The sequence below is a fragment of the Parabacteroides massiliensis genome, from assembly GCF_900155425.1.
GTDB classification, from domain to species: Bacteria; Bacteroidota; Bacteroidia; order Bacteroidales; family Tannerellaceae; genus Parabacteroides; species Parabacteroides massiliensis.
Map to the genome: position 1 here is coordinate 282,721 of NZ_LT700189.1, position 11,930 is coordinate 294,650.

The following is an 11,930-nucleotide window of genomic DNA, read 5'->3' on the forward strand; positions in this document are numbered from 1 at the left end:
TATAAGGAGTCAGAGATGCCATTATATGGCATCTCTGACTATTTTTTTATCAATCAATATAGTGATATGAGAGTAAATTTGACTATTTTTTGTGCCTTTCTTCTTCTTTTTTGTTGTGCAGGCGATAAGTCTAAAACTAAAGAAGATGTTATACAGCAGGAGATTATAACACTTGATTTGACAAGATTGCAAAATATGCATGCATGTGACGAATATTTTCTTAGTGAATCAGTAGATAAGTTGGATATTGTGTTTTTAGAGTTGACAAATAACACTTTGATTAGTAATATTTTTGATATAAAAGTGACAGAGAAAGATATATTTGTATGTGATTATAAATCTGGTATTTCTCGTTTTGATCATGAGGGCCGTTTTTTAAACAAAATTGGAAGAAAAGGACAAGGGCCAGGTGAATATCAAGGTTTTTATAATATTGAAGTAGATGACGATAAAAAATATATTTATTTTTATGATTATGTGTACAGTAAAATCTTTAAATTTAATTTTGAAGGTGAATTTATTAATGACTCATTAAAACGTTTTTCAGATGTTATATCAGGGACTAATCCGTATGTATTGTTAGTAAATGATAAGTTATTTTTGATTGATCTGTTACCTGTTATTCATGAAAGAGAAAAGTATTTTACATTTGCATTGTTTGATGATAACTATCAGATTAAAAAGTATCTATATAATCCAGAACTATTAACACGAACAAAGGAGATTTGGGAGAATCGCCAACTTTCCTATGGATGGAAAAATTTCTGGACGGAAAAGAATCCATCTATAAGTGTCTATGATAAACAATTTATGATGAGCTTTTATGCTGGTGATACAATTTATAGATTTGATCTTGAAAATGAATGCTTCACCCCTCTTTTTATATTGAGAATGGGAGATAAGCCAACATTTGAAGAATCGCATCAATGGATAAAAGACGATAGCTTTTTTGATCATATTTTGTTATTGGATTTTCTCGACACTCAGAAATATATTTATTTCTATTTGTTTAAATCAAACCATTTATATATCCTGAAGTATGAAAAAGAAAATGGAAAACAATGTATTTATAAAGATGTAGCAACCATAGATCGTTGGAATATACCGGGATCGCCGAGTTTTGTGCGAAAATTGATAAAGTATTCATTATCATTTAAGAATGATTTTTGTGGAGGCTCTTTTTCTATAAACTATAGAAGTACTGGTAAGTATTGGGTTTCTGTTTTATTCCCTGAGCAAATGAAGGAGATAAAGACAGAGGAAATTGGGAAAGAAGTGGTGAAAGATCAAAATTTGATAAAAGAATATCTGAGGGTACTGGAAAATATAAGAGAAGATGATAATCCAATACTATTGATTGCAACGTTAAAATAAATATCATGAAAAAACAAGTAATAAAATTAGGCAATGAGCATTTTTAATCAATCGAATGTATATATGCAATATGGTGGCGAGAATGAATATTTTTATGGTTGGGGATCGGAAGAAGCAGAGTGGGTGAAATTTTTTCATAACAATTTGAAGGATAATTACAATGTGAGCAAGAAATAATGTATCTTTGAGGATGGATGATATCCTCCTCGGATCTGCCTCTTTCCGAGGGGGAGAAGATAATGGAGGTTTACCTGAAAGCAAAAGAACAAGTATAAGTAATCATTGATTAAAATTATATTATGGAAGAACTGACATTTGAAGGAACCTTTTTTAAGTATTCCAATAAAAATAATATCTGGAGAGTGGAATATGATGACATTATTTCCATTGAAAGTGACAAGCCTTATATCAGATTCTTGTTGGATGGGTCAAAAAAAATTGTCATGAAGAAGAGCTTGCTTGATGTTCAAAAGAATTTGAATGAAAGATTATTTGTACGGATCAATAGGAAAACCATTGTCAATATAAAAAAAGTTCAGTCAGTTGTTAAAAATGGGGATGTATATACTCTTTCGATGCAAAATGGCTTAGAGTATGTGGTGAGTATTAGAACGGTAAGTTTGGTTCGGAAATATTTTTTCCTGTTGAACTCTTCTGAAAAGAAGGGTGAATTTTAGCTTTGCCAGATATGTTTGGGGTATAAATAGGTACTCCATCTGGCCGGAAACATTTCCCTGTATTTTTCAAGAGGCATGTTCGGTGCATGTGGATTACAGGAATTACGGACGGCAATGTTTTGAAATTTCCTCTTTTATTCATAAATTGCATTCGTTATCCATTGGTGTTGAGCCGAAGGTATTAGTAACCTGTAAAATTTAATATTATGAAACGATTAGGAGAAATCCTATCTGATAACCCATATATTTCAGTCTGACTATGTTACGTGTTATTCTTATATGTAGTTTGGTTATTTCAACTTTGTGTCTTAGGGCACAAGGCAGAATGCAAATAAAAGTATCATTTCCGGAAGAAAAAATCAAGGCGAAAGATTTATTGGTACGTATTGAATATATTCCTTTGGAAACGACATTGGATTGCTTGATAGGAAAAAGCATGAATGTTTATGCATCAGGTGAGTATATTATTGTCACTCAGTTTTTTGGCAAAGCTTTTGCCTTTGATCGAAAAACGGGGCATTTCATTCGTGAAATCGGTCATCTTGGACAAGGTCCTGGTGAATATGCCGGTTTTTGGTCATTTCATGGGTTTTGTGATAAGGAGCAATTGCTTTATACGCATGAATGGACTCATTGGAAAGGATATGACATCCGGACAGGCAAAATGAAACAGGTGATCAAATCACCGCATAAAGGCGGCATTCAGAATCCTTATTTGTATAAATCCGGCATATATTTGGGGTATCTGAATAATGCGGGAAATACTCCCGAAAAATTGATGTTGTTTGATAAAGAAGGTGTTGTGAAAAAAGTATTTCCTCAATACCAACGATTTGAAAGGGAAAATAAGAATGAGTATAAAGCTAATCCTGGTATATTTTATGAATACGGTTCGAATATTTATTTTCAGGAAATAGAAACCGACAGTGTATTTCAGGTAACGGAAGATGCTTTGATACCGCATATCAATTATCAGCATTTGGAGCGTATAAAGCCTATTGTCTGTGGTGAGACGGACCGTTTTGTCGTTTCAAAGTATTATTTATGGAAAGAAAAAGAAGGACATGTTGTTGTCTACGATAAAAAGGCGAAAACCTCATATGTGGATTTTGCCTTTAAGAAATCATCTGATCAAAAGTTGTATGAAAAGTCGAATTTTTATGATATGAACTGCCAGGGAGAATTGATCTTTTTTTTGCAGCCCGCAGATATTGTTGATTATATAAAAAAACATCCGGAAAGTAAGAAAGAGTTGGATCCGCAGTTATTGGATTTGCAGGAAGACGACAATCCGGTGGTGATGATATTGAAATTGAAAGATTGACATTAAAAAATACATTATGGATATAACTGAACGTATAATCAACCATTTGGTCATGGCATCGAGTTTTACTTCGGACATCGGGCTGTATCATGGAAAGATGGGAATCGTTATCGCCCTCTGCCATTATGCCCGTTTTGCGCAAAAGCCACTCTTGTAATTAGACAAAAAGTAAAAGAATCATGAAAATAACCGTGTTTTTTCTTTTCATGGCATTTAACTTGTATTCGCAGTCCGTATTTATCGTAGATAATCGAAAGGCGAAAGAAAGTGCTATACTTTTGAGCTCTTTTGCTTCGAAGATAGAATATGTTTCGTTGGAGACAACATCGGAATGTTTGTTACGTCCATCGTCGCGTTATTATGTTACGGATAAATACATAGTTGCGGTATCGATGTTTGAGGCAGCCTATTTGTTTGATCGGAAAACAGGACGATATATACATCAGATAACAAGAAGGGGGCAGGCTCCGGGTGAGTTTGTATTCAAATGTGAGGATCAGTGTGGTTTGAGAAATGATATACTTTATATTAATAATGATAAATATTGGGAGGGGATTCATATCAAGACAAAGAAGAGTATGTGTAAAATAAGAAAGCCTGTTTCGATCTATCATAAGTATAATTTTATCAGTAATCCTTGGCCTTATCGAGATTCTCTTTTTATAGGATATGTTAATAATATAACCGGTAAAATAGATACGAAGCTTGTGGCGTTTAATTCGGCAGGAAAAGTATTGAAAGAATTTCCGAATTATGTAATTTATGATCATGTTGGCCGTGACAAACCGTTTTTTCATGGTGTTTATTATGAATATGGTGGGGATACCTATTTCAAGCAGTACCAAGGAAATGATACGATATTTTTGTTGAAGAATTATAATCTGATTCCACATGTCGTTTTTGCTTGGAATGAAGATCAAAAAAGATATCAATCCCAACCTGCTTTTTCGGAAAATCAGATATATATGTCATATTTTGTAGAAACGAAAAATTATATGATTTATGATTGCCAAGTGAATGGTCCTTTTGTCCCTAAAGAGATATATCAATGTATATATAATAAAAAAACGGGTTGTTTGCAAAGTTCGCGAAAACATAATTCCGGTTTTATAGATGATCTGGATTTTTTAGGAGAGATACATCCGGTTATGGCTGCTGATACTGAATTGATAGATGTTGTACCAGCTGAAAAATGGTTGGATTGGAAAAAGAAGAAGTCCAAAATGCCAATCAATATCAATGTTGATTTTGATAGTAATCCTATTATACGGATTATTCATATAAAATCATAGTTTCAATACTGCCGGACGAAAGTAATCCGGTGGCTGTGATTGTCGAAAAAATACTTCTTGTTTTTCTTATTGTATAATTTAAATATGGGGTGTCAGATGTTTGCTCCTTTGTTTTATAGCGGAAAAGATGTCTGGCATCTCTCTAAAATAAAATAGTATGAAATGGCATTTTCTTATATTATTAATAGCCTTTTGTTCATGTGGTAATTCAGAAAAGGATGCGGGCGACAATTTGCCCGTGGAGATTGATTTCTATGCGGCCGAAAAAAAACGTATTTATATGGATGAGCTTTTTGATAAGATAGAAGTCATTCCGTTGGAGACGACTCCGGATTGTTTATTGCAGGATTATCCGTGGATTGCAGGGATTACGGACGGCAATGTATTGATGAAGAATGATTTTGTCGGAGCTTGTTTGTTTAGCCGAAAAGAGGGGCGTTTCATTCATAACGTAGGTAAAAAAGGACAGGGACCAGATGAGTATATTCTTGTTGGGGGAACTTTCTGTAAAGAGAAGAACCTGATGTATGCTAATAGAGGAAACACTTGGATTGGAATCAATATTGAGACGAACAAAGTGGAAGAACGAGTGAAGAAACCTTATTTTACAAATCTAAAAATAGCCGGTGGAGTGGACAATCCTTATCGCTTGAATGATTCATTATATATGGGTTATATTAATAATATTACAGGTGATATAAAATACAAAATCGCAGTTTTTAATCGAAACGGTGAGGCAGTACATTTATATCCCAACCATTTATTGTATCCAAAGAAAAATCAGAATGAATTTATTTATGTGCCTGGAATTTTCTATCGTTATAAAAAAAAATTGTGTTTTTATAGTGGTATTGTGATGGATACGATCTACACGATAAAAGATACTTATTTGCAAGCCCGTTATGCTTTTCATTTCAATAAAAAAGGGTTTCCATATGAAAATATGGATTCACAGGATTTTAGCATTCTTGATTATACGACGTTGAGACGTTTTATGGAGTATGACAACAAATTGTTGTTTACGTATCGAGCTGGAAGTTTTGGTGAAGGTGTCGGCTTTTATGATAAAGGCAAGAAGACGACAATCCTATGTTCAAAAGAAGATCAGGCGATTCATTTCCGGGACGAGAGTTATCCTCCTTTTTATCCCCGTTATATGGATGAAGAGGGGAATGTTGCCGGCTGTTGGGAGGCTTCTGAGTGGCTGGACTTTGTGGAAGAGCATGAAGGGACAATCGATGTTCCTGAAAACTTGCGAGGTGTGAAATTTGACGATAATCCGATATTGGTAGTAGCAAGGATGAAAAAATAACATAAAAGAATGAATATATGGAATGTTTGATCTCAAGTTAAGAACCATGAAGAAAATAGTATTTATCGCATTGACAGTAATCAGTTGTGCTTGTTCAAATATAAAGCAAGAACAGGGGGTGGAAATCATTCCTTTAGGGCTGGCATTTGAACAACCTGGAGAAATTTCGGTAAAGGACGTCGGCAGTCATATTGATTATGTGCCGTTGGAGACGACAGATGAGTCGCTGATAGGAGATAGGGCTTATATCCGGATATTGAAAGATAAGCTGCTTGTAGGATCCCGTGAACAACCGGTAAAAATGTTCGATCGTAAGACGGGGAAATTCATCCGATGTGTCGGGAAGATCGGGCAAGGAGCGGATGAGTATCTGTTACAAGACGGTTTCCCGGTCTTTTGGACGGATGACGTGTCAGGCATCATCTATGTTCAAACGGAAGGTCAGCGGATTTTGCGTTTTGACGCAGACGGAAGTCCCTTGGAATCTATCCATCTGCCGGAAGGATTGCCGAGGTTGCAAGGATTGTCTGTGGTAGGGAACGGAGATGATTTGTATTTTTATCAAAAGACACTGTTCAAAAAGAATGAAGACAAAATATTCTCCTATAACATTCCGACAGGGAAACTGCATACGGAAATTGCGAATCAGGAGGATACGATACCTTTTGAACTGACCAAGACTCCGATCATTTTAGGAGGATATGGGAATAATCCTGCGTCTCCCCATTGTTTGATTTTATATTTGAAAAACGACAAAGTTGTTTTTGATTATGCCAAGGAACCTTGTTTATGGGCATTCGATGATCAGATCTATTTAAAAGAGAATTTCAATGATACCCTTTATTGCGTATCCGATCAGTCGCTGGAACCTCGATATGTATTTGACTTGGGGAGCAGGCATTGGTCTTACGAAGAGCGATATCACCCGGAAGGGAACGAGGATAAGATTGCTTTCAACTATGTGCTGGAAGGTGACAAAGTCCTGTTTTTTGTTTTCCAAACCAATTATTATGAGATCAACTATAAAGGATTGGGCAAAGACGAAACGTACTGGGGAATTTATGATAAAGAAAATGGACAGGTCAAGGTCATGGCGAAAGGAAAGATAGGCGATCCGGAAAACGGGCTTTTCGTCAAGTCTTTCCAGACAGCAACTGCCGAAGGTGAATTGGCCGGATTATTGGATATAGCCGAAGTAAAAGAATGGATCGAGGAGAATCCTTCTAAAAAAGATAATCAAGTCCGGCAACTCTTGTCTGATCTGCCGGACGAAAGTAATCCGGTAGCTGTGATTGTTAAATAAGTATTTTTTTGTTTTTATTGTGGAATTATAATGGATACGATCTATACAGCGAAAGACACCGGCCTGCAGATACGTTATGTTTTTCATTTTAATGAGCAAAGTTTTCCATACGAAAAAATGGATTCCCCGGAATTTAGAATTCTTGATTATTGTAGTTTAAACCGTTTAATGGAGTATGACCACAAATTGTTGTTTACGTATCGGGCTGGAAGTTTTGATGAAGGTGTCGGAATGTTGCCGGTTATTGGAGGGCTTCTGAGTGGCTGGACTTTGTGGAAGAGCATGAAGGAACGATCGATATTCCTGAAAACTTGCAAGATGTGAAATTTGACGATAACCCGATATTGGTGATAGCAAGGATGAAAAAATGCGATAACAGTTTGTAGCCAATCATTTCGGGATTTTGAATTGATTGTGGTGGACGTGCATCTACGGATGCTTCTTTGGAAATTTTGCTTTCGTATGATGATCCCAGTATTGTGATATTGAAAAATGTAACGCTTATGTAGGAGGATAATGTAGAAGAAGCCTTTGAACCATCAGACGCTAAAAGAATAGTATATAGTTTACCAATGAAAATGAAAAAGTTTTATTCTTTTTTCTTGGAACTTTAATTCTTAAGCTTTACCTTTGTAAAAAGATGATTGTTAACTAAATCTTATTTGTTATGAAACTTCCTTTAGTTTCTGTCGTGATGCCGACTTACAATGTTGAAAAATATGTTGAAGAAGCCATAAACAGCATCCTCAACCAGGCGTTTGAGGACTTGGAATTTTTTATTATAGATGATGTTCGACAGATCGTACACCTGAAATTCTCCGCTCCTATACCGATCCTCGCATTCAATAGCTGTTCAATAAAAAGAACGAAGGCTACTATCCCGCCAGAAACCAGGGATGCCGTTTGCTAAGGGAAAATATATTGCGGTAATCGTAATGGATGCAGAGATGTGGAATTGACAAAAGAAGAACAGAAGATGATCTTGGGTGGCTATGACGGAAAAGAAGGGTAAAAACGTGTGTTAATTGAATGAAATGGGTGTACCATAGTAGTATAGATATCAACCCAAATGGCACATCCTTTTTATTAAAGGAATAAACTTATATAATAATGACAAAATACATCGCAATAATCATACTCTCGTTATTCATTTCTTGTACTTCTCAAAAAGAGAATAGCGACAAACGAATCATCCCTGTTGCCGAGGTCATCGGGACAGGTGAAATTTTGAACTTGAGCAACTGTGCCAAGTCTGTCAGGTATATTCCTTTGGAAACGAATGACACTACTTTAATTGCAGGTATCAGTAGTATCTATAAGTTGGGCGAAATGTTTCTTGTACAAGATTACCGGCGCGGAGCAACAAGCCAATGCTTCCTTTATGACAAGCATGGGAAATATATCAGACAAATCGGGAAAAAAGGGCCAGGTCCTGATGAATATACGTTAATTAGATCGGTGGACGTACGTCCAAATACAAATACTATTTTCATGGACGTTAATACAAAATGTATGGAGTATGACACAAACGGTAACATGACAAAACATATCCGAATGCCGGAATGCCCGGACAAAATGACGATTTGGGAAAGTGTTCAAATAAATGATTCCATCTATCTATCCACATTAACCTCTTCCTTGCATCGTCATTACAAGGCCTTACTATTCAATATGGAAGGTAAAACAACCATGTTATATCCGAATCATTTAGGACGGATAAAAAATGAAAGAGGATGGGGTTCTTCTGATGGTAAATATTACCGCTTCAAAGATCAAATCCGACTTTGGCGCAGTTGGGATGACACGATCTTTACGATCAATAAAAAATTAGAACCGGAAGTTGCTTACATTTTTGACATGGGACCATACAAGGCTCCAATGGAATGGATGGAGTCTTATAGAACAGATTATGACCGAACGAATTATGTATTTCCGTATGCTATAAAGGAATCGTCCAAGTATTTATTCCTGAATTTTCAATGCGGACAAAATGCACCCGAAAAATATGAATATGAAATAACATCCACAAGTCCGGGGATGCAACAAAAACGTACATTGGTCAACGTTGATGTATTTGGATTATTCAACAAAAGCACCGGAAAACTTACTCTGCTAAACCAGCCTGTCAAACATAAATATTTAGGCTTTCGCAACGACTTGGACGGCGGTCCTTGTTTTTGGCCAATATATATATCTCCTGATGAAGAGATGGTCACTTGGTTTTCTGCAGACAAATTTTTAGAGATATACGAAACCTTGCCAAACCCTTCACCGGAACTAAAGGCATTGGCGGAAAAACTGATTCCGGACGACAATCCGGTGTTGATGATAGTTCAATTGAAATAGGAAAACGATGGATCATTCATTGTTGTATGAAATCTATGATACGTCGAATTTTAATTTATCTAAAAAAATACCAGCAATAATTTTGTGTGCTATATAAAGAATGTATGATAGACCTTTTCCCCCATTATCACCAACTCGAATCCGCTGATTGCGGTCCTTCGTGCCTCCGTATGATAGCGAAATATTACGGGCGGAGCTATTCTATCCAGTATCTTCGGGAACAGGCATTCATCACGCGCGAAGGGGTGTCGATGTTGGGTATCAGTGATGCTGCCGAGCGGATCGGGTTCCGGACGATGGGGGTGAAGATTACGTTGGAGCAGCTCAGGACGGAAGTGCCTTTGCCTTGCGTTTTGCACTGGAACCAGAACCATTTCGTCGTATTATATAAGGTAAAGAACGGAAAATATTATATCGCCGATCCGGCTACCCAAAAACTGGTCTATGAGGAATCAGAGTTGGCACGTTGCTGGTGTAGCACCGTGACGGAGGGAAAAGATACGGGAGCGGCATTGCTCTTCGAACCGGGACCTGACTTTTACGATCGCGAGGAGGAGGATACACGGGCAGGGAAAGGCTTGGCTTTTTTCTTCCGTTATCTGACTCCTTACCGGCGTGAACTGTTTCAGCTGGTATTAGGAATGCTGACGGCGAGCATCCTGCAACTGATCCTGCCGTTCCTGACGCAGAGCATGGTGGATACGGGTATCCGGGATGGTAATTTGAGTTTTATAACCTTGATATTGGTTGCGCAGCTGGTGATCTTTGTGGCCAAACTTTCCGTGGATTTTATCCGTAGCTGGATTTTGTTGCATATCAATACCCGGATCAATATCGCGTTGATCTCCGATTTTCTTGCCAAGCTGATGCGGTTGCCTTTGCATTTCTTCGATACGAAAATGGTGGGGGACATTATGCAGCGCATCGGTGACCATAACCGTATCGAGACGTTCATGACGGGTTCGTCCATCTCGACGCTTTTTTCGTTTGTCAATTTTATCGTGTTCGGGTTTGTGCTGGCGTATTATGACCTGACGATATTGGGTTTGTTTCTGGTCGGCAACGGGTTGTATGTGGCGTGGATATTGGCCTTTATGAAGTATCGGCGCGAACTGGATATAAAAAGGTTCGCACAGGCTGCGGGTGAACAGAGCAACCTTTTCCAGTTGGTGACGGGCATGCAAGAGATCAAGCTGAACAACTGCGAGACGGAGAAACGGTGGGAGTGGGAGCGCATCCAGGTGAAACTGTTCAAGATAAGTATCAAGGGCTTGGCCTTGCAACAATACCAACAGCTTGGGTCGGTGTTTTTTAATCAGATGACCAATATACTGATCTCCTTTTTGGCGGCCCGTGCTGTAGTTTCGGGTGAAATGACGTTGGGTATGATGATGTCGCTGACGTATATCGTAGGGCAGTTGACGGCTCCGATCGAGCAGTTCATCGGCTTCGCCCGTTCGTTTCAGGATGCGAAGATCAGTCTGGAGCGGCTCGGCGAGATCCACCAGAAGGAGGATGAGGAACAGACGCTTGCATTGAAAACGAACAGAATCCCGGAAGAACGGACGCTCCGGGTGGAGGATGTGTGTTTCAGCTATGACGGGGCGGATCGGGATTATGTGTTGGAACATGTCAGCCTCGCGATCCCGCAGCACAAGGTGACAGCTGTGGTGGGGGCGAGCGGCAGCGGGAAGACGACGCTTGTCAAGTTGCTGCTTGGCTTTTATGAACCGAACAAAGGGGCAATCCGGGTGGGAAACGTCTTACTGAAGGATTTGAACCCGCATGTGTGGCGTGCGCATACGGGTTGCGTGATGCAGGATGGTTTCATCTTTTCGGACACGATCGCGCGTAACATAGCGGTGGGGGCTGAATCGATCGACAAGGATCGTCTGCTGCATGCTGTTACGGTAGCAAATATCCGGGAGTTCATCGACTCGCTGCCATTGGGCTACAACACGAAGATCGGCATGGAAGGGAACGGCGTGAGCCAGGGGCAGAGGCAGCGTATCCTGATCGCCCGTGCGGTGTACAAGGATCCGGAGTTTATCTTCCTGGATGAAGCGACAAATGCTTTGGATGCCAATAACGAGAAAGAGATTATGGAACATCTGCACCGGTTTTACCGGGGCCGCACGGTGGTCGTGGTGGCGCACCGGTTGAGCACGGTCAAGGATGCGGACAACATCGTCGTCTTGGATAAAGGTCGCGTAGCCGAGGAGGGGACGCACGAAGTGCTGACGGCCCGACGCGGGATATACTACGAATTAGTAAAGAACCAATTGGAGTTGGGCAATTAAAA

At 38.7% G+C, this 11,930-nt stretch carries 11 protein-coding genes; all 11 read left to right on the plus strand.

What is annotated here, in order from left to right; genetic code table 11:
• Nucleotides 1-66 precede the first annotated feature (66 nt).
• The 11 genes from BQ9893_RS01255 (at nt 67) to BQ9893_RS01300 (ending at nt 11,928) form a co-directional block, all read left to right on the plus strand.
• The gene (locus BQ9893_RS01255) at nt 67-1,374 is read left to right on the plus strand and encodes a 6-bladed beta-propeller (protein WP_167369824.1); all 1,308 of its coding nucleotides are present in this window, start codon (nt 67-69) and stop codon (nt 1,372-1,374) included.
• A gap of 33 nt (nt 1,375-1,407) precedes the next feature.
• Complete coding sequence (locus BQ9893_RS21555; protein ID WP_167369825.1) at nt 1,408-1,551, plus strand: hypothetical protein; 144 nt, start codon at nt 1,408-1,410, stop codon at nt 1,549-1,551.
• A 122-nt stretch (nt 1,552-1,673) separates the two neighbouring features.
• The gene (locus tag BQ9893_RS01260; RefSeq protein WP_075964375.1) at nt 1,674-2,051 is read left to right on the plus strand and encodes a LytR/AlgR family response regulator transcription factor; all 378 of its coding nucleotides are present in this window, start codon (nt 1,674-1,676) and stop codon (nt 2,049-2,051) included.
• 259 nt (nt 2,052-2,310) lie between these two features.
• Nucleotides 2,311-3,375, plus strand: coding sequence for a 6-bladed beta-propeller (locus tag BQ9893_RS01265; protein WP_075964376.1), 1,065 nt, complete (start codon nt 2,311-2,313; stop codon nt 3,373-3,375).
• Between the two features lie 16 nt (nt 3,376-3,391).
• A complete protein-coding gene (locus tag BQ9893_RS21560; protein WP_167369826.1) occupies nt 3,392-3,532 on the plus strand; it encodes a hypothetical protein in 141 nt (46 codons plus the stop codon).
• 22 nt (nt 3,533-3,554) lie between these two features.
• Nucleotides 3,555-4,667 carry a 6-bladed beta-propeller gene (locus BQ9893_RS01270; protein ID WP_075964377.1) on the plus strand — a complete coding sequence of 371 codons (1,113 nt, stop codon included), beginning with the start codon at nt 3,555-3,557 and terminating at the stop codon, nt 4,665-4,667.
• 157 nt (nt 4,668-4,824) lie between these two features.
• Entirely contained in the window at nt 4,825-5,979 is a 1,155-nt protein-coding gene (locus BQ9893_RS01275; RefSeq protein WP_075964378.1) for a 6-bladed beta-propeller, read from the plus strand.
• Nucleotides 5,980-6,025: 46 nt separating this feature from the next.
• Entirely contained in the window at nt 6,026-7,282 is a 1,257-nt protein-coding gene (locus BQ9893_RS01280) for a 6-bladed beta-propeller (protein WP_167369827.1), read from the plus strand.
• Nucleotides 7,283-7,949: 667 nt separating this feature from the next.
• Entirely contained in the window at nt 7,950-8,192 is a 243-nt protein-coding gene (locus BQ9893_RS01290) for a glycosyltransferase family 2 protein (protein ID WP_075964381.1), read from the plus strand.
• 200 nt (nt 8,193-8,392) lie between these two features.
• Entirely contained in the window at nt 8,393-9,628 is a 1,236-nt protein-coding gene (locus BQ9893_RS01295; protein ID WP_075964382.1) for a 6-bladed beta-propeller, read from the plus strand.
• Between the two features lie 104 nt (nt 9,629-9,732).
• Entirely contained in the window at nt 9,733-11,928 is a 2,196-nt protein-coding gene (locus tag BQ9893_RS01300) for a peptidase domain-containing ABC transporter (RefSeq protein ID WP_075964383.1), read from the plus strand.
• The last annotated feature ends 2 nt before the right edge of the window (nt 11,929-11,930 follow it).

Excerpts from the sequence above, each read along its gene's own strand:
- BQ9893_RS01255 (WP_167369824.1), top strand. The coding sequence starts at position 67 with ATGAGAGTAAATTTGACTATTTTTTGTGCCTTTCTTCTTCTTTTTTGT.
- BQ9893_RS21555 (WP_167369825.1), top strand. The coding sequence starts at position 1,408 with ATGAGCATTTTTAATCAATCGAATGTATATATGCAATATGGTGGCGAG.
- BQ9893_RS01260 (WP_075964375.1), top strand. The coding sequence starts at position 1,674 with ATGGAAGAACTGACATTTGAAGGAACCTTTTTTAAGTATTCCAATAAA.
- BQ9893_RS01265 (WP_075964376.1), top strand. The coding sequence starts at position 2,311 with ATGTTACGTGTTATTCTTATATGTAGTTTGGTTATTTCAACTTTGTGT.
- BQ9893_RS21560 (WP_167369826.1), top strand. The coding sequence starts at position 3,392 with ATGGATATAACTGAACGTATAATCAACCATTTGGTCATGGCATCGAGT.
- BQ9893_RS01270 (WP_075964377.1), top strand. The coding sequence starts at position 3,555 with ATGAAAATAACCGTGTTTTTTCTTTTCATGGCATTTAACTTGTATTCG.
- BQ9893_RS01275 (WP_075964378.1), top strand. The coding sequence starts at position 4,825 with ATGAAATGGCATTTTCTTATATTATTAATAGCCTTTTGTTCATGTGGT.
- BQ9893_RS01280 (WP_167369827.1), top strand. The coding sequence starts at position 6,026 with ATGAAGAAAATAGTATTTATCGCATTGACAGTAATCAGTTGTGCTTGT.
- BQ9893_RS01290 (WP_075964381.1), top strand. The coding sequence starts at position 7,950 with ATGAAACTTCCTTTAGTTTCTGTCGTGATGCCGACTTACAATGTTGAA.
- BQ9893_RS01295 (WP_075964382.1), top strand. The coding sequence starts at position 8,393 with ATGACAAAATACATCGCAATAATCATACTCTCGTTATTCATTTCTTGT.
- BQ9893_RS01300 (WP_075964383.1), top strand. The coding sequence starts at position 9,733 with ATGATAGACCTTTTCCCCCATTATCACCAACTCGAATCCGCTGATTGC.